The organism is Pedobacter puniceum, assembly GCF_009674685.1.
Lineage (GTDB): Bacteria > Bacteroidota > Bacteroidia > Sphingobacteriales > Sphingobacteriaceae > Pseudopedobacter > Pseudopedobacter puniceum.
Genome location: NZ_WKJI01000001.1, coordinates 602,218 through 624,146 on the forward strand (window position 1 = coordinate 602,218; position 21,929 = coordinate 624,146).

Genomic DNA, 21,929 nt, shown 5'->3' on the forward strand with positions numbered 1-21,929 from the left:
TTTTTTAATGGATATACAATTTGCAGGTGAAAACCTGTTGCCGGGTAAGCTCGGCCAGTTCTTTATTATACTTTCTTTTGGTACTTCTTTATTATCATTAATTGCTTATTATGCAGCTACCGTTAATAAAGATAAAAGTGATTTATCGTGGTCTAAAATTGCTAGATATAGTTTTTTTGTAAACATTCTAGCTGTTATTGGTATAGGAGCTTGCTTATTCTATATCATTTATAATCATATGTTTGAGTACCATTATGCGTGGGCTCACTCTTCTACCAAACTTCCTGTTTATTACATTATCTCTAGTTTCTGGGAAGGTCAGGAGGGAAGTTTTTGGTTATGGGCTTTTTGGCAAGCAGTTTTAGGTCTAATCCTAATTAAATATGCTAAAACATGGGAAAACGGAGTGATGACTGTAATTGCATTATCTCAGTTATTCTTATGCTCTATGCTATTAGGTGTAGAGATTCTAGGCGTTAAAATAGGCTCATCTCCGTTTATTCTTTTGAGAGAAGCTATGGAAGCACCAATTTTTTCGAGAGCTGACTATCTTTCTCTTATCCCTGATGGAAACGGTTTAAATCCACTTTTACAGAATTATTGGATGGTTATACATCCTCCAACCTTGTTCTTAGGTTTTGCTTCTATGATAGTACCTTTTGCTTATGGTATAGCGGGTGTTTGGGAGAAAAGATATCAAGATTGGGTAAAACCAGCTTTACCTTGGTCTTTATTTGCTGTAATGATATTGGGAACAGGTATCATTATGGGGTCTTTTTGGGCTTATGAAGCATTAAACTTTGGTGGTTTTTGGGCTTGGGATCCGGTAGAAAATGCTTCTATTATTCCTTGGTTAACTTTAATTGCAGGGGTACACGTACTAATTGCTTATAAAAACTCTGGTCATAGCTATTTTACAGCATTGTTCCTGATTCTTATCAGCTTCATATTGGTTTTATACGCTTCTTTCTTAACCAGAAGTGGTATTTTAGGAGAAACTTCTGTTCACTCTTTCACGAGTTTAGGAATGTCTGGTCAGTTACTTGTTTACATATTTGTATTCGTAGCTATATCTGTATTTCTTATTGTAAAACACTGGAAAAACTTCCCTATTACCAAGAAAGATGAAGATACTTATTCTAGAGAGTTTTGGCTGTTTATAGGCGCTATAACACTTTCTGTTTCTTGTATTCAAATTATTGCCACCACCTCTATACCTGTTTTTAATGCAGTTTTTGGTACAGAAATAGCACCTCCAACAGATGTTATCCAGCATTACAATAAATGGCAAATTGCATTTGCGGTAGCAGTAGCTGTAATCTCTGCTTTCTCACAGTTCTTGAAATATAAAAAGACAGATGTACGTAAATTCTACATCAGCATAGCTGTTTCTTTTGTAGTTTCTTTGTTGGTAACAGCGGCAGTGGTTTACATCACTAAAGTTTATACCAATTTCATGCACATTGCATTAACGTGGGCATCTGTATTTGCTATTTTATGCAATGCTAAAATTTTAGGTGAAGCCTTTAAAGGAAAATGGAAGCTTTCTGGCTCTGCTGTTGCGCATATAGGTTTTGCTTTATTATTAATAGGTGCTTTAGTTGCTGCAGCTACCAACAAAGTAATTTCTATTAACAATACCAGTATAGGTTTTGGAGAAGAGTTTGCCAAAAATAATAATCCAAGAGAGAACATCATTCTGTATAAAAACGATCCTATTAAAATGGATAGGTATACAGTTACCTATCTAGGCGATTCAACATCGGGAGTAAATACCTATTATAAAGTAAATTATAAAGCTTTTGATGATGAAGGTAAAGTAAAAGAGAACTTTAACTTATACCCTAATGCTCAGCAAAATGCTAAGATGAGGCAAATTATTGCTTCGCCAGACACTAAGCATTATTTATTACATGATGTTTACACCCATGTAAGTAGTGTGCCTTTAAAAGAAGAGGAACATGTGCATGATGAGCATACAGACCATTCTGAGGATGAGCATTATGAAGAGCCCGTACCTCATGAAGTTTCTATTGGCGATACTGTAAGATTTAGAGAGGGGATGATTATTGTAAGAGGTGTTAATAAAAACGCCGAAATAGAAAATATTGCCCTTACCAAAAATGATGTTGCCATTGGTTTACAGCTAGATGTTATTACAGAAAGCAGCACCTATAAATCAGAACCTATATTCCTGATTAAGGGTAACGCTAAAGTGGATTTTGGTAAAAAGGTTGATGAAGCTGGTTTAAAATTACGTTTTACCAATATTATGCCTGAAAAAGATAAACTAGAGCTTACTGTTTATCAAAAACCTAAACAAGATAAAAAAGACTGGATTGTGATGAAAGCCATCATGTTCCCTTATATCAATTTATTCTGGGGTGGTACCATCATTATGGTTATTGGCTTTATCCTTTCTATCTTCAGAAGACAAAAGGAATTAAAATAGGATGAATATTGCTGTTTTAGGAGCAGGAAATATTGCCTGGCATTTATCAAAAGCTTTGATACATGCCGGGCATCCCGTAAAACAAATCTGGAACAGAACATCAGAAAAAGCGGTAGCTTTAGCTCTAGAAATTGGTGCCGATTCTATCTCCACTTTAAACCAAATTGATACCGATATTGATTTAATCATCATTGCTGTAAGTGATGAAGCGATTGAATCTGTTGCTAAAGATTTGCAATTACTACCACATCAGTTATTGGTACATACATCTGGCTCAACCGCCTTAGATGTATTACTAACATACACCCAAAAAGCTGGCGTAATTTATCCTTTACAAACATTTTCTAAAGCTGTTCAGGTAGATTTTTCTCAAATACCGATTGGTATTGAAGCTTTTGATGAAGGTAGTACACAGGCTCTATTCAATTTAGCAAAAACATTATCAACCAAAACTTATTATATCAATTCTCAGCAAAGGTTAGTATTGCATGCTGCTGCAGTATTTGCATGTAATTTTACTAATCATTTCTACAGTATAGCACAGGAATTAATACAGCAATCTGGTCTTGATTTTAATTTGATAAGACCTCTTATACAAGAAACTGCTGCCAAAGTGCAACAAGTTTTACCTCAAGAAGCACAAACTGGTCCGGCAAAAAGAAATGATCAGCTTACCATCCAAAAACATCTTGATTTATTAAAAACTAATCCTGCTTGGAAGTTGTTGTATGAACAAATAAGTCAAGACATAGTCAAAATGTATTCAAAAGACACGTCTTCGCTTAAATAAATTATTACTTTTGCCAAGGCATGAATATTTACAAGATTAAAATAAATTTCGAGGAAAAAGGTTTAGAGCCAAGAGAACTGGCCATTGCAGAAGGTGAATCTGTTTTAGATGTTTGTTTGGATAATGGTATAGAGCTACAGCATAATTGTGGTGGTGTTTGTGGATGCAGTACCTGCCATGTTTATGTAAACAAAGGTGAAGACAATATTCAGGAAATATCAGATAAAGAAGAAGATTTTATTGATAGGGCCGTAAATCCAAGGATAAACTCCAGACTAGGTTGCCAATGTGTAATGATAGATGGAGATATAGAAATTACAATTCCAGACCAATCTCAATTCTTAGGTCATTAATATAATTATACATGAATAACGATAAATACGCTTTACCCATTCATTGGAATGACTATGAAGATATAGCCATGGGACTTTACGAAAAGTTTGGTGATGAATTTGGAGAATCTAAAATATACCGTATACGCTTTACAGACTTAATGACTTGGGTATTAGAATTACCTAATTTTGCAGGTACCAAAGAAGAGTGTAACGAAGGGCACTTAGAGCAAATACAATCTGCTTGGGTTTACGAGTGGAGAGATAACCAATAAGCTCTCTTATTCCTCATGCTAGATAAACTTAAAGATATAAGTACTTTCATTTTTGATGTTGATGGTGTTTTAACCAATGGTAATGTTTTAGTAACAGAAACTGGAGAGCAGTTAAGGCAATTCAACATCAAAGATGGCTATGCGTTACAACTAGCAGTAAAGAAAGGTTATAACATTATTGTTATTTCTGGGGCAAAATCTACCGGAGTAGAAAAAAGACTTTTAGGCTTAGGTATCAAACATATATTTTTAGGTATATCAGATAAAATAGCCGTTTATCATCAACTTATTAAAGAAGAAAAGCTTAAAGCTGATGATTTTCTTTACGTGGGTGATGATATTCCTGATTTACCTATCATGCAAATAGCGCCTTTAGCCGTTTGCCCGGCTGATGCTGTTGATGAAATAAAAGCAGTGGCGCATTATATATCTCCAAAAGATGGCGGTGCTGGCGTGGCTAGAGATATTATAGAGAAAGTACTTAAGATTCAGCATAACTGGTTTGACGCTCAGCCTAGTGCACATGATGGATCTATCAGCAAGTAATATCTTTTAAAACATAATCCCATTTAAAATTATAAAGCCACTTTATATCCTTTTTAGAGGAGTAAAAATTTGGTGTTGATGTTTGCTCATCAACCTTTATATGAGCTAAAATGGTGTTCAGTACTCTTCGGATACTTATCATACAACGCTCTACACCAAGTTTAGAATATCTATCTGTTTGGTATTTAGGGTCATCGGTAGTTTTTAAATTCATGATAACACTTTCTTCACTGCTATCAAACTCGTGGTTAAAGGCTATACTTTCTATCTCTAACCAAAAGATGTTTTTTTGAGAAAAGCAATTATTTAAAATTTTTATATAATCACCAACTTGGGCTGTTCTTTGTACCTCGTATCCAAAGCTATCATGTAAGATAAATTGAGCGTTTAAGCTCTGTAAATAGTGCTTACCCCAATCGTTAACCATCAATAAACGCTGCCTGCAATTTCTGTATAATTGCCAAATTTGCGAGGTATTATCCATTCTTATAAACTCTTTAAACTCTTTTTCTTGATGGCTAGTAGAATTAAGAATGGGTTGAAATTGGTTTTTCATGTTTCAAACTCCATAGGTATCTGTAAAACCATTAACATAATTGATACCAAAAAATAAAAATTTAAAATAGCTGTTTATTTGGGCTATTTTTGTAGGCTAAAAGGCTATAATTTACTACATGAACAAAAAAATTTATCTGGCATCAAAATCTCCAAGAAGACAAGACTTATTAAACCTTATGGGTTATAGTTTCGAGCTGCTTTTAAAAGATGTAGATGAAAGTTATCCTGATGATTTAGCACTAACAGAGGTTGCCGCTTATATTGCCGATAAAAAAGCTGCTGCTTTTGATATTCCTGATGATGGCGTATTAATTACCGCAGATACCATTGTTTTAATAAATGATGAGATTTTAGGAAAACCTGTAGATGAAACTGATGCTATAGCCATGATTGGGAAATTGGCAGGCAGAAAGCATCAAGTAATTACAGGAGTAAGTATTAAATCGGCGGTTAAGCAAATTACTTTTAGCGAGGAAACTTTGGTTTATTTTAACCCTTTAAGTCTTGAAGAGATAAGCTATTATGTAAAAAACCATAAACCTTTTGATAAAGCTGGAGCCTATGGTATCCAAGATTGGATAGGTTTAGTAGCCGTAAATAAGATAGAGGGTTCTTATACCAATGTAATGGGCTTGCCAACAGATAAATTAAGAAAGGTTTTAGAAACAGAATTTTGACTTATAAGAAGATGAAAATCAAAATATAAGCCCCTGTTTTGATGAGATACTTGAAGAATTTGGGAATATCTCATGAAAATAAGTATCACTAAATTAATCAAAACAGGGAACTTATGATGTACAACAGTTAATCGTTATTTGTTAATCTCGGCCTTTATTTTTTCCATTCCCATGGCCTTTTCCTCTGTTACCACGATGATGCTCTCTATAATCTCTATCATAAGAAGCATATCTTGATCGATTATCATCATCATGATGTCTATACCTTGGATGTCCTTTTACTATATAATATCTAGGGTTATTACTTCTGTAAATGATAGCCTGAGACCTATTATGTTTATACCTAGAGTATTTAACTCTATGCTCTCTAAAATGTAAATAAGGTCTGGGCGAGTTAATAACTACTTTGTAACCATTATATAAATTGTAATTTCTATATCTGCCAGGTAAAGAAGTTGCAAATACCCAGTTACCGTTACTTAGATAAATAAATTGTCTACTTGGTACATAGTAGTAACTTTCAATATCTGGTAAGTAATAATAATCTACATGGTCATATCCAACGGGCCCCCAAGCCGGTTGAGCACCTATATTTACATTAATATTTACTTGGGATTGTGCGCTATGAGCGATAAAACCTATCATCGCTAAAGCTAAAAAAAATATCTTCCTCATCTTTCTATCTCCTTCTAATTTAAATGATTAAAAGGCAGGCTTATTCATCACCTGCCTTTTTGATATATAATTAAGGTTTAAGTGTAATCGTTCCTAAACTCTTTATTTGGCCAGCCGTTACACTAACATTAGTGATGGTAGAATCTTTAAAGCCTGCCACAGGTACAAATTTTACCGCATAGGTACCAGTTTTTAATCCACCAACGATGAATGCACCAGTTTCTGCATTAGGTACGGTACCCACAGTATCAGTACCTGATATTACTAAAACCTCAGGGGCACTCTCTAAAGGCAAAACTGTACCAGAAATTAAACCTGTTGTAGCAGCAGTTATACCTCTTACTACAGGTTTTAAGATATATTTATTATTACCAGTTTTAACAATAGATTTAGCAGCATCAAAATCTAATAATAGGGTATAAGCTGCGCCAGATAATAATTCTGGATTTTCTGTTAGTTTAACTTTAAAGCCTGATGATTGTCCGCTTGGAGTTTGTAATGGCAATTCTTCACCATCAACTACTATAGTATTTCCTTCATCAAGTACCAATCTTATTTCTGTAATTTCTCCGGCAGGCATTTCTCCTGAAGCCACTAAAATATCAGGGTTACTAGTACCAATTCTAAAATCAAGGATATTAAAAATATTGGTTGTAACAGGAAATACATAAGTCTCATCGCCAGAAAGCAATACAATCTCTTTAACATCTAGATTAATAGCGTCAAAACTACCTGGCGCATCAGTCATCCTGATTTCTACTTTACTTTTACCATCAGCAATTTCATCCTTTTGGCAAGCAGAAAATAAACCTAAACTTGCTACAAGTCCAAGTACGGCGTATGTGAATTTCTTTTTCATGTTTTTAATATTTAAACGGTTATATCATAAGTTTTACATGGTCAAAGTTGTAGGGCAAACATGAAAAGAACATGAAAAAGAAATTTTTTTTTATTTCTAAAATTTCATCAAAATTTCATTTAAGGGATACATCTTTGTTGTACTTAACGAACTCCATGTTAAGGATAGGTAGATGAGTTTGTCTCCTTAGGGAGACAAACTTTTTTATATTTACATCATGAATAGGATTTTCTCTCTTCGGTTTTTGGGTTTAGCTGTGTTATTTAGCTTGTATACTAGAGTGGTTGCTGCTTCTGATGTTGTTTTTTATCAAGAAAAAGATAAAAAAACGGTAGAAACCAAACAAGCAGATCCTAAAGAGACTCAAGTAAAACCATCACAACCAGAGATTAAACAAGTTCCTAAAGCTAAAAGACAACTTAAGCCTGCTAGTGTGAAGCCTAAAGTGCAACCTCAAAAGATTAAGATTGTAAAGCCAAATATTAAGAAACGATAATTAATATATCTACCTCATGATTAGGAAAATTATATTTCTACTCATGCTAATGAATGTTATAACCGGAACTTTAAAAGCGCAAACAGACACTTTAAAAGCATCTAAAACATTAACATTAGCAGCTTTATATAATAGTAATATAAGTTATTACGGACAAGTAACCTCAGAAAGGTTGCCTTATGCTTTACTTAACGCAACTTTAAGATTTCCATCTGGTTTATACCTTTCTGCGGGTTCATATAGGTTGTTTAGTGATAGCTCTTTTGTTTCGGAAGGCGATTTGGGTATTGGTTATGATTATGAAATTAATGATAAGTTAAGCGTTGGTCTTTCTTATTATAAATTCTTTTATCCTAAAAATTCGCCTTTACTACAAGCCGCCAATACCAATAATTTAAGTTTCATGGCAACTTATCATTTTCCTTGGTTTAAAAGTGTTTTTAGCACCGATTATTCTTTCGGTAAGGCAGATGATATTTTCATGAGTTTAGGTCAATCCAAAGATATTTCTTTGTTTAACATCACAGAAAATGATTTAATATCTATTGAGCCTTGTATAGAGTTGGTTGCAGGTAGCCGAAATTTTTTTGAAACTTATACCATAGAGCAGGAAAAAAGAGGGAAAGGGAATGGTAAAAATCCTAATGCAGGAAATGGTAATGCAGGTAATACTACTACCACAACCGAAACAATTGAGGCTTCTACTTTTAGTATGTTAGCCTATAATTTTAAACTACCTATAAATTACAGTAGGGCAAATTATTTAGCAGAACTTAGTTACCAATTTACCCTTCTTGGGCATGAAACAGAGCCTGGGGTAAAACGAAATCAGTCTTTTTTTGGTTTAGCATTTTATTATCAATTCTAATTCATTATGAAAGTTTTAATCATAGAAGATGAAAAAACCTTGGCTTACGAAATGGAAACCTTTCTTAAAAAGGCTTTTTATGTTTGTGATTTGGCACACACCTTTCATGACGGATTAGAAAAAGCACAAGTTAACAGCTATGATTTTATCTTGATAGATTTAGGTTTACCCGATGGTGATGGACTTGATATTTTGAAAAAGATAAAAAAATCGCATCCAGAAGCGGCATTTATCATCATCACAGCAAGAGGGAATTTAGAAGATAAAATAACAGGTTTAGATTTAGGTGCTGATGATTATTTAGCAAAACCTTTTTACCTCTTAGAACTACAATCTAGAATGCAGGCTATTGCCCGTAGGAAGTTTAACGTTCAAGATGAGTTATTAACTATAGGAGATTTTGAGATAGATATACAAAAACGCTTGGTGATCTATAACGAGCAAGAAATAGAGCTATCAAGAAAAGAATTTGATTTGTTAAGCTATTTACTTTTGCATAAAAACAGGGTATTAACACGTATGCAATTAAGCGAGCATATATGGGGTACTTTTGCCGATGTAGATTACGATTCTAACTATATTGATGCACACATTAAGAATATCAGAAAGAAATTGAATGTTTTAGCCTCTACAGAATGGCTAGAAACCGTTAGGGGTGTAGGTTATAGAATAAGAAAATAATGAAGCTAGCCACCAAGTTACTTTTATTTATTGCAGGTTCTAAGCTTGTTGTTGCGGCTTTATTTATTCTGTTATTACCATTTTTGGTAGATCAAATTGCATCAGAATACACCAATTATATTTTAAAAGAGCAGCAAGAAAAAGTGATGGATATTGTTGCCAAAAATGGTATTCAGTATTACCTGCAAGGCGAGAAAAGTTATGGTAGTTATACCCTGTTAAAAGAAGAATATATCGCCCTAGAGCCCTACACAGATAAAGCAAGTTTAGACACGATAAAAGATACCAAAAGAATTATTGAAGGCGATACACTTAACTATCGGGTGTTAAGCCATACTTTCTATGATGAAAATAAGCCATACCTATTAGAAGTAGGTAAAACTATAGCAAGTATTCATCAATATAACCAACCTTTGCAACGTTTTGCGCTGTATGTGCTCATCAGTTTAATTGTTTTTACGGTTTTAATTGATGTTACTTTTACGCGTTTATTGGTTAAACCTCTTGGGCAAATTATTAAAAGTAGATTGGTTAATAGGAAATTCCCTTTTAAAGAGCAAGAAGCTAAAATTAAAACCAGTACTACAGATTTTAGTTATCTGGACGAATCTATCTTAATTTTAATGAGGCAAATAAATGAAGCTTTTGCCAAAGAAAGAGAGTTTACTGCTAATGCTTCGCATGAGTTGATGACGCCTATCAGCATCTTACAACATAAACTTGAAAATTTGTTGAGGGATGAAGATTTATCAGAATCTGCTGAATTAGGTATTCTTGAAACCATGAAGACTTTAGATAGGTTAAAGAAGATTTCGAGCTCTTTATTGCTTATCTCGAGGATAGATAATGAGCAATTTGTGAAAAGGGATGAAGTAAACCCCGTTGTATTGTTACAAGAAATTCTGGAAGAAATAAGTCATCGTTTAGAAGAGAAAAACATTCAAATCCATTTGGACATAAAAGAAGAGCTTTTGTTAAAACAGGTTAATCACGATTTACTTTTTCAGCTTTTTTATAACCTTATTAATAATGCTATCAAATTCAATAAAGAAAACGGAACTATTGAAATTTTTGACGAGTTATTAAGCTTTAATCAATACCAGATAACGGTAAAAGATACGGGCAAAGGCATCGCTAAAGCACAAATCCCTTTTATATTTAATAGGTTCAGAAAAAGTGATCAGGCAGAAAACCCAGGCTATGGTTTAGGCTTGGCTATTGTAAAAAGTATTGCCGCTTATCATCAGATAGATATACAAGTAAATTCTGAGGTAGATAAAGGAACTAGTTTTAGAGTTATATTTAATTTGTTTAATGATGCTTGATAACTTTAAAAATTATATCCAAAACCATTCTGATATTACTGATGAGCAATTTTTAGAAATTAGCCATTATTTAAAATCTAAATCCATAAAAAAGGGAGAATTTGTATTAAGACATGGAGAAGTTTGTGGTTATTCTTTCTTTGTTTCTAAAGGTTTGTTGCGTTCTTATACCATTGATGAGCAAGGAAAGGAACATATCATCCAATTTGCACCAGAAGATTGGATTATTGTAGATAGAAGCAGCTATTTTTTTAATGAACCTTCAGAATTGTTTATTGATGCTGTAGAAGACACAGCATTGGTGATGCTAAATGAAGATTTTATTACCCATGCCTGTAACATAAGTACGGTTTACAGAGCTTTTAACCATAAAGCATTGCATAGCCATATCAGGCATTTACAAAAAAGAGTGAACCTATTATTAGGCGCTACTGCAGAGCAACGTTATCTAGATTTTATAAAACTTTATCCAGAACTTACTTTACGTTTACCGCAATGGATGATAGCTTCTTACTTAGGGCTTACTCCGGAATCTTTAAGTAGGGTGCGTAAAGAGCTAGCCAGAAGAAATTTCAAGCCTCATTAATTTCTTATCATACATCAATGCCTAGCTTTTTTCTTTCATGTAAATTTGAAGTATAAAATTAAAGAAGATGAAAACTAAAAGCATTGAACATATTTTTACTCCACCAGCCCCACATATGGTAGGCGATGGTTTTAGAGTACACAATTTTATCCCAGGAAGCTACGGTTTAAGTATGCAAAGGATGAGTCCTTTTATCATGTTAGATTATAATTCTAAATTTTATTTCCCTCCAACAGATAAGCCAAGAGGGGTAAGTGTACACCCACACCGTGGTTTTGAAACTGTAACTATAGCCTATAAAGGGAAAGTTGCTCATCATGATAGTGCTGGAAATAGCGGTATCATAGGTGAAGGCGATGTACAATGGATGACAGCCGCCTCAGGAGTTTTACACAAAGAATATCATGAGCAGGAGTTTAGCAAAGCTGGTGGAGATTTCCAAATGGTACAGCTATGGGTTAATTTACCTGCTAAGGATAAAATGTCTAAGCCTAAATATCAGGAAATCACCAAAGAAAATATTCAGAAATATGCTTTGGATAATGATGCAGGTACGATAGAGGTTATTTCTGGTGCTTATCAAGATACACCTGGTGCGGCGTCAACCTTTACGCCGGTTCATCTGCAAAATGCAAAACTTAATACCGGTGGAAAAGCGAAATTTTCTTTCCCAGCTCATTACAATACGGCATTATTGGTGGTAGAGGGCAGCATTAAAGTAAATGATGAGAAAACTGTAGCAACAGATAATTTCTTGCTATTTAAAAATGAAGGGGAAGATTTTACCCTAGAAGCATTAGAACAAAGTGTGGTTTTAATTTTAAGCGGAGAGCCTATTTTAGAGCCTATTGCAGCTCATGGTCCTTTCGTGATGAACACACGAGAAGAAATTATCCAAGCATTTGAAGATGTGAATCTAGGTAAGTTTGGTTATTTAGAGTAGTTGGTTAGGTATTAGTTTGTTAGTTTGTTGGGTGGTTAGTTTGTTAGGTTTTAGTTTGTTAGATTTTAGTTTGTTAGGTGGTTAGTTGATTAGGAACTGGGTCATTAATTTGTTAGTTGATTAGGCCCGAGCTATCGGGTATTAGGTCATGGCGATGAGGAACGAAGAAGCAATCTTTTTTTATGGGTTGCTTTTTCCTGCTCTTGCCACCCAGAATTCAGACAGCGGTCTGCAGACTATCAACTTCCTACTCTTTCCACTCAGGCTTCGGACAGCGGTCTTCGGACGCTCGACTTTCAACTCTTTCCACCCAGACTTCAGACAGCGGCCCATTGCTTCAGACTTTCAACTTATGCTCAATCCTAATCCTATTAACCAATAAATGTGCTAATCGGGTTGGTTCTGGGATGCGGTATTTGGTAATACAGTTTTTTATTATTTCTACGCTTTGGTTTAAAGAAATTTTATGACCTGGCGATACAAAAATAGGTTTGCACTTGGCTTTGCTTCTAAAGGCAAAGCCAAGTGTTTCTTGTTTACTTAATAGGGGAGTTTTATCAAAAGGCTTACTACCTGGTTCTTCATAAAGACCATGCAACCTGCTCTTTGCCGAGCCAATGCTAGGTATATCGGTTAATAAACCAAAATGTGTAGCTATACCCAATCTTCTTTCGTGTGCTATTCCTTGTCCGTCTAATACCATTACATCTGGCAATTGTTTCAGTTTTTTAAAAGCCTCTAACAAAGCTGGTATTTCTCTAAAAGCTAATAATCCGGATAGGTAAGGAAAAGTGGTGCTAGAAATAGCGGTAGCTTCTTCAATAACGATCAAATCTGGGTAAGTTAAAATCACAATACCAGCATAAACAGTTTCTTCATATTTATTAAAAGAAATATCAGCGCCAGCGATATAGCGTATAGGTTTATCAAGCTCTTGAAGATTAATCAAGGCTCTTAATTCTTTTTGATAAGCTATGGCTTCTCTAGGGCTTAAATCCTGATATTTTTCTGGTGCTATCATCTTCATTTCTATTTGTAGCGCTATCGCAATAGTAATACCATATTAAATTTTGCGTTTATGCATCAGTAAATTATTAATTTTAAGCATGCAAAAGAGGATATTACTTTACTTCCTTTCTACCTTTCTATTTATTTCCTGTTCTTCTAAGAAAAACCTTACACAATCATCTAAAAACAGTACGACTGTTGTACAAAAATATGCCCGTTTAATGGATGTTCCGAAAAAGAAAATCAAAAATCCAGAGCTGTATCAGTTTATTGATGAATGGTTAGGGACAAGATATCAATTCGGCGGATTAAGTAAAAACGGCATAGATTGCTCTGGTTTTACATACCTGCTTTATAAAGAAGTTTACAATAAAAACATCCCCAGAAATACATCAGAACAAATAAACATCATCAAAAGGAAGTATGAAGGGCAGCTTAAAGAAGGTGATTTAGTTTTCTTTGATTATGATAAAAAGAAATTTAGCCATGTAGGTGTATTTCTACAAAACGGTTACTATGTACATGCCAGCACCAGAAAAGGAGTGATGGTTCAAAAACTTAAAGACCCTTACACTTATAAGTATTTTTCTAGAGGTGGTTCTGTGAAATAATACCTTTTACAACAAAAGAAAATTTTGCTTTCTATAGCCATATAAATTACCCACCTTTGGTACAGGTTTATGAACAAAGACGATAAGGGATATAATTTTTGGGGCAAATACAAGCAATTTGCGTCTAATGAAATATTGCTTTATCTTATTATGGTGATAGGAATATTGTTAGGCATCCTCATATTTGGTTAAGTGTTTATCTCAACCTATATCATATTTAGGTTCATAAATTTCCATCTTTTAAGAACAAAATAAATGAAATTAAAGCTAAAGCGCCCACTGGCATTTTTTGATTTAGAGGCAACAGGAGTAAATGTTGCGTCAGACCGTATTGTAGAAATCTCTATTCTAAAGGCTATGCCAGACGGTACCGAGCTTATTAAAACGCTTAAAATAAATCCTCAAATGCCTATTCCTTTAGCGTCTAGCTTGATACATGGTATTTATGATGAAGATGTAAAAGATGCGCCAACTTTTAAAGATGCAGCACAGGAAATTATAGATTTTCTTGGCGATGCCGATTTAGCTGGTTATAATTCTAACAAGTTTGATATCCCGATGTTGATGGAAGAGTTTTTAAGGGTAAAAGCTCCTTTTGATATTGATAATAGACATTTTGTAGATGTACAAAATATTTTCCACCAGATGGAGCAACGCACTTTAAAAGCGGCGTATAAGTTTTATTGTGGTAAAGATATTATTAATGCGCACTCTGCCGAAGCAGATATTAAAGCCACTTACGAAGTTCTATTAGCGCAAATAGAGAAATATGAAGGACAAGATTGGGAGGATAGAAACGGTAAAATATCAAAACCAGTAGTTAATGATGTAGAGGCTTTACATCAATTTACCAACCTTAACAAACCTGTAGATTTTGCAGGTAGAATGGTTTTTAACGATGATAATATAGCTTGCTTTAATTTTGGTAAACATAAAGGAAAAACAGTTTTCCAGGTTTTTGATGAAGAACCTAGCTATTATGCCTGGATGATGAACGGAGATTTCCCTTTATACACCAAAAACCGTTTAGAAAAACTCTGGACAGCATACAAAAACCAAAAGAACGAAAACAGGCAACAACAGCCAAAGCCACAACAAGGGCAACAAATAAAAGCACAGTTTAATAAGCCTGTAGCTAAAGCTCAAGATCCAGATTTGGCTAAGCCAGCAGATGAAGACATGTTGAAAATGTTAGCCAGCAAATTCAAAAAACTTTAATCTTTACACCTATGATAATTTTAGAAAACAGTCAGCTAAAAGTTACCATCAACATGAAAGGGGCAGAGCTAAGCTCCCTTTTTGATAAAGAAAGTCAAACAGAATATATCTGGGATGCACAGGCAGCTATTTGGGCCTATCATGCGCCAAATCTTTTCCCCATTGTAGGTAACTTAAAAGACAATACACTTTTGGTTGATGGTAAAACTTATCAAATGAATAGGCATGGCTTTGCCAGAACCAGCACTTTCAGAAGGATAGAATCTGCACCAGACCATGCTCATTTTGCTTTGCGTTATAACGAGGAAACCCTACAACAATATCCTTATAAATTCGAGTTTCAAGTGGTTTATCAGCTTAAAGGGCGCTCTTTAAAGGTGATGTATAAAGTCATCAATTTAGACGATAAACGTGTGTATTTCTCTTTAGGTGCCCATCCCGGTTTTAAAGTTCCATTAACAGCTGGTGAAGCTTATGAAGATTATACCTTGTTTTTTGAGCATCCAGAGCATTTAGAAAGTTCGCTCCTTTCTACCAAGGGCTTATTTAACGGTAAAACCATACCTGTGGCAGATAAGGGCGAATTAAACCTGACTAAAACGCTATTTGATGCTGATGCATTGGTGTTTAAAACTTTAAAATCAAGAAGCGTAACTTTAAAAAGCCAGCGAGGAGATAAGTTTGTTAGGCTTGATTTTCCGCATTTCACTTCTTTAGGTGTTTGGGCAAAACCTGGAGCAAATTTTCTTTGCATAGAGCCTTGGTTGGGTTATGCAGATAGCGATGAAGACTTAAAAGATATTAGTCAAAAAGAAGCGATACAATTTGTAGAACATGGCCATGTTTTCGAGACAGATTTTACCATCAGTATCTAAAAAAATTAACCATTTCTTCATCTTAAAGAAATGCCAAGTTTATAAGTTATCGTTACTTTCATACATCATTAAAATAGAGCATGATGTATAATTGGTTTATAAAATATCTGGATAAAATAAAAGAACTGTTGTTTTTAAAAAGGATGCGTTCTTTATTTACGCACTAATTTTTTTTATCATAAGATGATGTTTTGGGCGTTTTAACACGCTGTCCGCTGTATCTTTTTGGCAAAAAAAGCCAAAAAGGATGCCGCTTCCATCGTTAACGCAAATCAGAATAGAAGGTATGTGCCAGCTACTATCATCAAAAATAAATCATAATCATTTCACTAAATCTCCAATTTATTTTGATATCTAATTTTTGGACGTATTTTGCAGTCGTAATTTTTGTTAAGGCATGCCATTAAATCCAGAAGAATTTCCACCTAAAGAAGCATTTGGTCCTCATTTTAAATGGGGAGTTTCTGTTGCAGCCTATCAAATAGAAGGTGCTTATAATGCCGATGGTAAAGGCCCATCCATTTGGGATGTTTTTACCAGCAAAAGGGGGAAAGTTTTAAACGGAGATCATGGTAACATAGCCTGTGATTTTTATCATCGCTATGCAGAAGATATTACCTTCATCAAAAAGCTAAATATTCCCAATTTTAGATTTTCTATTTCTTGGTCTCGTATTTTACCAAAAGGTACTGGTGAGGTAAACCCTGCAGGCATAGCCTATTATCATCAAGTTATAGATGAATGCTTGGCCAAAGGCATAACCCCTTGGATTACCCTTTACCATTGGGATTTACCTCAAGAATTAGAAAAACAAGGTGGCTGGACAAATAGGAAAGTTATCACTTGGTTTGAAGAGTTTACCAAATTATGCATCAATACTTTTGGAGATAAAGTACACAACTGGATAGTGATGAATGAGCCTGTAGTATTTACCGGAGCAGGTTATTTTCTAGGCTTACATGCCCCGGGTAGGCGAGGGATGAGAAATTTCCTGCCGGCTATTCATCACGCTACTATGGCTATTTCGGCTAGCGCCAGAATCATCAGGCAAATAAAGCCAGAAGCTCATATAGGAACTACCTTTTCCTGCTCTTATTTAGAGCCCTATCGTGATTTAGAAAGAGATAGAAAAGCGGTAGCTCGTGTAAACGCATTGTTAAACCGTTTGTATATAGAGCCTTTATTAGGCTTAGGTTATCCTGTAAAAGAGCTGCCTGTGCTAAAAGGCTTACAGAAATATATATTAGCCGGAGATTTGGAACAGCTAAGCTTTGATTTTGATTTCATCGGTATACAAAATTATACCCGAGAAATCATTAAAAACTCGTGGTTAACACCCTATATTGGTGCTTCCCTAGTCAAAGCCGAAAAAAGAAAAGTACCCATCACCAGTATGAAATGGGAAGTTTACCCCGAAGCTATTTACCAAATGATAAAGCAGTTTAACGCTTATCCTCAAATAAAAAAACTCCTGATTACAGAAAATGGTGCTGCTTTTCCTGATGTTAAAAAAGACGGACATATTCATGATGCAGAAAGGTTGAAATACCTTCAAGACAATATCAAACAGGTTTTAAGAGCTAAAGAAGAAGGTTATAAAGTTGATGGCTACTTCGTTTGGACCTTAACAGATAATTTCGAATGGGCAGAAGGCTATCATCCTCGCTTTGGCCTTGTTCATGTAGATTTTGACACCCAAGAAAGAACCATCAAAGATTCTGGTTGGTGGTTAAGTAGATTTTTGTCTTGATTGGAAGATCGAAGACTAAAGATAGAAGACCGAGGACTTCATTTTAGGATTTCTACTTTAGCCAAATAGAACCATTTTTTATAGTATGTTTCTTTAGATTTCTTTTTTCTGTTAGTTCATTTAAAAACACTTCACTTTGTTTTCTAGGTATTTCGGTAAGTTCTGAAAACTCTTTAGCAGTTAAAGAATGATAAATAGAAAAAAGTGTTTCCCAATCTTTTGCATAATCTTTTTTGGTAGCATCAGGATAAAGTTTCAAAATCGTGTTTTCATAAACAGAGTAAGGTTTAGAGCCATAAACCAATTCTTTTTGTCCTTCCTTATTTATAAAAAATATAGTAGGGAAGCCCCTTACGCCGTTTTGTTTAGCAAGTGCTAAATCTTCATCAAAAAGTGCTTTAGCTTGTCCTTCAAAATCAGTTTTTAACTTGATGATGTTTAACCCTACTTTTTGTCCTGCCAGTTCAAGATGTTCCCATTTGGTAATATTTTTCTTTTGCATGAAAACCATTTCTCTTAGCTCTCTTAAAAATAAGATAGCTTTTTCCTCATCTTGAATTTGTGCAGCTTTAAAGGCTATAGAGGGTGGGTAAGATGATGGTAATGGATCTTCTAACCAAATATCACCATCAATAGGCATGTCATAATAAATACTTACTTCATCCCAATGCCCAGCAACATCCGAGGGTTTACTAATTCCACCGCTATTATAAGTCCAATTAGGTAATAAACCGCCCATCCTATATTCTATGTCTAAAATATGGGCATAATGCAACTTTAACTTCCTTAATTGTGGCTCAATAGCCCAGCAAGAAGAACAAATAGGATCAGTAAAATAAATAAGTTTTAAAGGTTTTCCTGCGCTATTCATCTCGACTTGTGTATGTACTGAATCTCCCGGTATCTCACAAAAACCAGTTTCAGGATTACATAAAAGTGGGTTATTTTCCATATTATAATAAGCAAAAAAATTTTAAGAACTTTTTTTAAGGCTTAATCAAAATTAAGGCGGCTTTGCTGTATTTTGGCTATGGCTTTCCTTTTAGAAAGTACTTTCCTATAGGAAACTATCTATAAGATGAATAACTTTACTTAACCAATTTAAGTAGAGATGAAGAAAAATGCCGAAATAAATGCTACGCCGGTTTGCCAGCTTAGAATGCAAGCCATTAGTGATGCCATGAGTCTTTTATCAGGTAAATGGAAATTTCATATTCTAGGTACGCTTATGGAAGGCCATAAGCTTGGTTTTATGGATTTGCTGAGAGAGATAGAGGGAATTGGTACTAAAATGCTTTCTAAAGAGCTTCAAGATTTAGAAATGAATAATTTGGTGAGCAGAACAGTTTTAGATACCAAGCCTATTACAGTCAAATACGCTATTACAGATTATGGTAAAACACTTTCACCCATTATAGATGAATTGGCTAATTGGGGAATTTCTTATAGAAAAGCAGTGTATGGGAAGGTTTAGTATAACTCTATAAATGAAGATTATATAGCCATAGGTTTAAATGGTGGCCATTTAGTGTTTAAATTAGGATAAAAATTAGACTTGAAAATTTTCTACTTATTACTTGTTGCTTTCTTTGTTTTTGCTGGATGTCATACTCCTGAGCAAAAAAATAAGAAAGATTCTGCCGGATTTCAGCTTTTAGATACAGCCTTCAACTTTTTAGATTCTGGAAAATATAGGCTTGCTTTTTCTTATTTCAATAAGGCTAAAGAGCAGTTTTTGTTAAGTAAAGACAGTCTTGAAGTAGGCTCTTGTCTTATCAATATGGGGATGATTGCTACCGAGCAAGGAGATAACTTTGGGGCTAGAGAACTAGCCCTAAATGCTATTCCTTACCTTAATTTTAAAAATGAAGAACATCATCCTTACATCAGATCTAACTTTAATAATCTAGGTATTACTTCCTTTAACCTCAAGGAATATGATAAGGCTATAGCATTTTATCAGGAAACTTTAAGCTTTACAGCTGATAGCGATGCTGTAAGAGTAGTGAAAAATAACATCGCCAATGTATATAGAAAACAAAAGAAATATGCAGAAGCTTTAGCGATATACCAAGAGATTTTAAAGAAAGAAACCAGACCTTTAAACTTAGCAAGGGTTATTTCAAATTCCGCATTCACCAAATGGGAACAAAATCCTACTTATTTTGCTCTACCAGAACTTCACCAAGCTTTAAGTATAAGAAAGAAGGAAAAAAATATCAGTGGGCAAAACTCTAGCTACATACAACTTACGCAATACCATATACAGAAGCAAGCTGATTCGGCACTGTACTATGCCAAGTTAAGTTATCAAACAGCTCATGAGATGAATAGTGCGGATGACTGTTTGCTTGCCATTCAGAATTTAATCAAGTTAAGTCCGCCACAAGAAGCCAAAGCTTATTTTAATCTCTATCAAAACCTAAACGATAGCTTACAAACAGCTAGAAGTACAGCGAAAAACCAGTTTGCACTTATCCGTTACGAAACGGAGAAACATAAGGCAGACAATCTTATCCTGCAAAGAGAAAAAACAAAGCGTAATAGCTGGATTGCGCTTTTAATTTTCTTGATGATTACTGGAAGCGTCATTACTCTCATTTGGCAGAAAAAGAAGAAAGAACGTCTAGAACTGGAAGCAAAAAATGCGATACGTGAAAACCAATTAAAAACATCTAAAAAGGTGCATGACGTGGTAGCTAATGGTTTATATCGCTTAATGTCTGAGATAGAAAATGGTATACCCTTAGCACAAGATAAACTTCTTGACCATATGGAGATGCTTTACGAGCAATCTAGAGATATTTCTTATGATGATACTCCTGATAGCACCCAAAGTTTTGAAATCGCTATTGCTACACTTCTTAATTCTTTTGCCTCTGCTCAAACTAAAGTGATTATCATAGGCAATACTCCTGAATTTTGGAATAGGGTTAAAGCTTTAGATAAGTACGAGCTAAAACAGATACTTCAAGAGTTAATGGTTAATATGAAAAAGCATAGCCATGCCAATCAAGTAGCATTAAGGTTCGAGCAGGCAGAAGAAAACGTATTGAAAATTCATTATACAGATAATGGTATAGGTATTCCAGAAGGAAAAATTTTTGGAAACGGATTGCGTAATACGGGAAACCGTATAGAGCAAATAGGTGGACATATTACTTTTGCAAAAGGTGTAGAAGGAGGCTTAAAAATTCTTATCCTTTTCCCATCTGCTTAAAATAAGATTATGTTTCATAAAGTATTAATAGCCGAAGATCACGAAAGTTCAAATGTTTCTGTAAGGAAAACTCTTGAAGATGCAGGAGTAAGTATATGCGACTATACCTATTATTGTGATGATGCATTTCAAAGAGCTCGGAAAGCCTTATTAGCAAATGAACCTTACGAATTATTAATTACCGATTTATCTTTCGAAGAAGATTATCGAGAGCAAAAGCTTAAGAATGGGGCCGATTTAATTACCGAAATCCGTAAAATTCAACCTCATATCAAAGTTCTGGTATTTTCTGCAGAAAGTAAGGTTTCTATCATCGATCAGCTTTTTCGTGATTTAGATATTGATGCCTATGTACGTAAAGCCCGCCGAGATGTAGAAGAACTGAAGAAAGCACTAGAGGCCCTAAGCAAAGGAAATAAGTATATGCCTTTTGCCTTAAAGCAAGCGGTCAAAACCCAAAACACCTACGAATTTAGTGATTACGATATTATTCTGCTTACACAGCTCTCTCATGGTATGCTCCAAAAGGATATACCTTATTACCTAGAAAAAAACGGATACAAGCCATCAGGCTTAAGCAGTGTAGAAAAACGTCTAAACCTGATGAGAGAAACCCTTGGCTGTTCTAAAAACGAGCAGCTGATTGCCTTTTGTAAAGACTTAGGTATCATATAACTCCGATTCTTTATGAAATTTTTTAGCCATAGACTAAGAAGGTCAATGGCTTTTTGTATTCCTAAAACTTCTAAAAATAATTCCTTCTTTACGGTTTCCCGTAAAAACAGAAAGACTAGCACTACTAATTTTGATATGATTATAAAAAGAAAAATCGATATCCTTAATTCATAAATTTATAAGATGAGTCTTTATTACGTTAACCACCAAGCCCAACCCAACGGAGATCATGAAGTACACAAAGAAGATTGTATCTATTTGCCCTATGTTAAGAAATTTCTAGGATCATTTAGTAACTGTGCCGATGCTGTAAAAGAAGCGAAAAAGACTTATACACAATCTAATGGTTGCCGTATTTGTTCTAAAGCTTGTCATACTAAATAGCTATCTACATAAGAAGATTTCTTTTTAAATAATATTTATTACACCCTACATTTTACACTACAAAACATCTTTTATCTTATTAATTTGAATCAGTTCTTACTTTAATGAGTAAGTACTGATTACAA

At 34.5% G+C, this 21,929-nt stretch carries 25 protein-coding genes; 20 read left to right on the plus strand and 5 right to left on the minus strand.

Going from position 1 to position 21,929, the window contains the following annotated elements; translation table 11 throughout:
* The first annotated feature begins 7 nt into the window (after positions 1–7).
* Genes GJJ64_RS02880 through GJJ64_RS02900 form a run of 5 tightly spaced genes read left to right on the plus strand, consistent with a single transcriptional unit; the run spans position 8 to position 4,395 of the window.
* Positions 8–2,452, plus strand: a complete 2,445-nt coding sequence (locus GJJ64_RS02880; RefSeq protein WP_154286248.1) for a heme lyase CcmF/NrfE family subunit — start codon at positions 8–10, stop codon at positions 2,450–2,452.
* A gap of 1 nt (position 2,453) precedes the next feature.
* Entirely contained in the window at positions 2,454–3,242 is a 789-nt protein-coding gene (locus tag GJJ64_RS02885) for a Rossmann-like and DUF2520 domain-containing protein (RefSeq protein ID WP_154286249.1), read from the plus strand.
* Between the two features lie 20 nt (positions 3,243–3,262).
* Entirely contained in the window at positions 3,263–3,595 is a 333-nt protein-coding gene (locus tag GJJ64_RS02890) for a 2Fe-2S iron-sulfur cluster-binding protein (RefSeq protein WP_154286250.1), read from the plus strand.
* Positions 3,596–3,606: 11 nt separating this feature from the next.
* A complete protein-coding gene (gene iscX, locus GJJ64_RS02895) occupies positions 3,607–3,849 on the plus strand; it encodes a Fe-S cluster assembly protein IscX (RefSeq protein ID WP_154286251.1) in 243 nt (80 codons plus the stop codon).
* 15 nt (positions 3,850–3,864) lie between these two features.
* Positions 3,865–4,395 carry a KdsC family phosphatase gene (locus tag GJJ64_RS02900; RefSeq protein ID WP_154286252.1) on the plus strand — a complete coding sequence of 177 codons (531 nt, stop codon included), beginning with the start codon at positions 3,865–3,867 and terminating at the stop codon, positions 4,393–4,395.
* Here GJJ64_RS02900 and GJJ64_RS02905 read toward each other — a convergent pair.
* Positions 4,385–4,951 carry a hypothetical protein gene (locus GJJ64_RS02905; RefSeq protein ID WP_154286253.1) on the minus strand — a complete coding sequence of 189 codons (567 nt, stop codon included), beginning with the start codon at positions 4,949–4,951 and terminating at the stop codon, positions 4,385–4,387. The two genes, GJJ64_RS02900 and GJJ64_RS02905, sit on opposite strands and share 11 nt — an antisense overlap.
* Before the next feature lie 118 nt (positions 4,952–5,069).
* Here GJJ64_RS02905 and GJJ64_RS02910 point away from each other — a divergent pair, with 118 nt between their 5' ends.
* The gene (locus tag GJJ64_RS02910; RefSeq protein ID WP_154286254.1) at positions 5,070–5,630 is read left to right on the plus strand and encodes a Maf family nucleotide pyrophosphatase; all 561 of its coding nucleotides are present in this window, start codon (positions 5,070–5,072) and stop codon (positions 5,628–5,630) included.
* Between the two features lie 141 nt (positions 5,631–5,771).
* Here the strand turns inward: GJJ64_RS02910 and GJJ64_RS02915 are convergent, their stop codons facing one another.
* Both GJJ64_RS02915 and GJJ64_RS02920 read right to left on the minus strand, forming a co-directional pair.
* On the minus strand, positions 5,772–6,305 hold the full coding sequence (locus GJJ64_RS02915) for a hypothetical protein (protein ID WP_154286255.1): 534 nt from the start codon (positions 6,303–6,305) through the stop codon (positions 5,772–5,774).
* Between the two features lie 70 nt (positions 6,306–6,375).
* Positions 6,376–7,164 carry a DUF4382 domain-containing protein gene (locus GJJ64_RS02920; protein WP_154286256.1) on the minus strand — a complete coding sequence of 263 codons (789 nt, stop codon included), beginning with the start codon at positions 7,162–7,164 and terminating at the stop codon, positions 6,376–6,378.
* Between the two features lie 217 nt (positions 7,165–7,381).
* Here GJJ64_RS02920 and GJJ64_RS02925 point away from each other — a divergent pair, with 217 nt between their 5' ends.
* From GJJ64_RS02925 to GJJ64_RS02950, 6 genes are all read left to right on the plus strand, one after another.
* Positions 7,382–7,660: a hypothetical protein gene (locus tag GJJ64_RS02925; RefSeq protein ID WP_154286257.1), complete on the plus strand. Its 279-nt coding sequence runs from the start codon at positions 7,382–7,384 to the stop codon at positions 7,658–7,660.
* A gap of 49 nt (positions 7,661–7,709) precedes the next feature.
* Positions 7,710–8,528 carry a hypothetical protein gene (locus GJJ64_RS02930; RefSeq protein ID WP_229655436.1) on the plus strand — a complete coding sequence of 273 codons (819 nt, stop codon included), beginning with the start codon at positions 7,710–7,712 and terminating at the stop codon, positions 8,526–8,528.
* A 6-nt stretch (positions 8,529–8,534) separates the two neighbouring features.
* A complete protein-coding gene (locus tag GJJ64_RS02935; RefSeq protein WP_154286258.1) occupies positions 8,535–9,209 on the plus strand; it encodes a response regulator transcription factor in 675 nt (224 codons plus the stop codon).
* A complete protein-coding gene (locus GJJ64_RS02940; RefSeq protein WP_154286259.1) occupies positions 9,209–10,534 on the plus strand; it encodes a sensor histidine kinase in 1,326 nt (441 codons plus the stop codon). Before GJJ64_RS02935 ends, GJJ64_RS02940 begins: the two co-directional genes overlap by 1 nt.
* Entirely contained in the window at positions 10,524–11,120 is a 597-nt protein-coding gene (locus GJJ64_RS02945; RefSeq protein ID WP_317162895.1) for a Crp/Fnr family transcriptional regulator, read from the plus strand. Before GJJ64_RS02940 ends, GJJ64_RS02945 begins: the two co-directional genes overlap by 11 nt.
* Positions 11,121–11,187: 67 nt before the next feature.
* Entirely contained in the window at positions 11,188–12,063 is an 876-nt protein-coding gene (locus tag GJJ64_RS02950; protein WP_154286261.1) for a pirin family protein, read from the plus strand.
* 337 nt (positions 12,064–12,400) lie between these two features.
* Here the strand turns inward: GJJ64_RS02950 and nfi are convergent, their stop codons facing one another.
* Positions 12,401–13,084, minus strand: a complete 684-nt coding sequence (gene nfi, locus GJJ64_RS02955; RefSeq protein ID WP_154286262.1) for a deoxyribonuclease V — start codon at positions 13,082–13,084, stop codon at positions 12,401–12,403.
* Between the two features lie 85 nt (positions 13,085–13,169).
* Between nfi and GJJ64_RS02960 the strand changes: the two genes are divergently transcribed.
* From GJJ64_RS02960 to GJJ64_RS02975, 4 genes are all read left to right on the plus strand, one after another.
* Complete coding sequence (locus GJJ64_RS02960; RefSeq protein WP_154286263.1) at positions 13,170–13,682, plus strand: C40 family peptidase; 513 nt, start codon at positions 13,170–13,172, stop codon at positions 13,680–13,682.
* Positions 13,683–13,937: 255 nt separating this feature from the next.
* The gene (locus GJJ64_RS02965; protein ID WP_154286264.1) at positions 13,938–14,900 is read left to right on the plus strand and encodes a 3'-5' exonuclease; all 963 of its coding nucleotides are present in this window, start codon (positions 13,938–13,940) and stop codon (positions 14,898–14,900) included.
* 11 nt (positions 14,901–14,911) lie between these two features.
* On the plus strand, positions 14,912–15,775 hold the full coding sequence (locus tag GJJ64_RS02970; RefSeq protein ID WP_154286265.1) for an aldose 1-epimerase family protein: 864 nt from the start codon (positions 14,912–14,914) through the stop codon (positions 15,773–15,775).
* 397 nt (positions 15,776–16,172) lie between these two features.
* Positions 16,173–17,525 carry a GH1 family beta-glucosidase gene (locus tag GJJ64_RS02975; RefSeq protein ID WP_154286266.1) on the plus strand — a complete coding sequence of 451 codons (1,353 nt, stop codon included), beginning with the start codon at positions 16,173–16,175 and terminating at the stop codon, positions 17,523–17,525.
* A 52-nt stretch (positions 17,526–17,577) separates the two neighbouring features.
* On the opposite strand, the gene GJJ64_RS02980 is transcribed toward GJJ64_RS02975, so the two are convergent.
* A complete protein-coding gene (locus tag GJJ64_RS02980; RefSeq protein ID WP_154286267.1) occupies positions 17,578–18,477 on the minus strand; it encodes a ClpXP adapter SpxH family protein in 900 nt (299 codons plus the stop codon).
* Between the two features lie 159 nt (positions 18,478–18,636).
* On the opposite strand from GJJ64_RS02980, the gene GJJ64_RS02985 reads away from it, so the two are divergent.
* From GJJ64_RS02985 to GJJ64_RS03000, 4 genes are all read left to right on the plus strand, one after another.
* Positions 18,637–18,999 carry a winged helix-turn-helix transcriptional regulator gene (locus tag GJJ64_RS02985; RefSeq protein WP_154286268.1) on the plus strand — a complete coding sequence of 121 codons (363 nt, stop codon included), beginning with the start codon at positions 18,637–18,639 and terminating at the stop codon, positions 18,997–18,999.
* Positions 19,000–19,080: 81 nt separating this feature from the next.
* Complete coding sequence (locus GJJ64_RS02990) at positions 19,081–20,745, plus strand: tetratricopeptide repeat-containing sensor histidine kinase (protein WP_154286269.1); 1,665 nt, start codon at positions 19,081–19,083, stop codon at positions 20,743–20,745.
* 9 nt (positions 20,746–20,754) lie between these two features.
* The gene (locus GJJ64_RS02995; protein ID WP_154286270.1) at positions 20,755–21,420 is read left to right on the plus strand and encodes a response regulator; all 666 of its coding nucleotides are present in this window, start codon (positions 20,755–20,757) and stop codon (positions 21,418–21,420) included.
* A 183-nt stretch (positions 21,421–21,603) separates the two neighbouring features.
* Positions 21,604–21,804 carry a hypothetical protein gene (locus GJJ64_RS03000; RefSeq protein WP_154286271.1) on the plus strand — a complete coding sequence of 67 codons (201 nt, stop codon included), beginning with the start codon at positions 21,604–21,606 and terminating at the stop codon, positions 21,802–21,804.
* Positions 21,805–21,929: the final 125 nt, after the last annotated feature.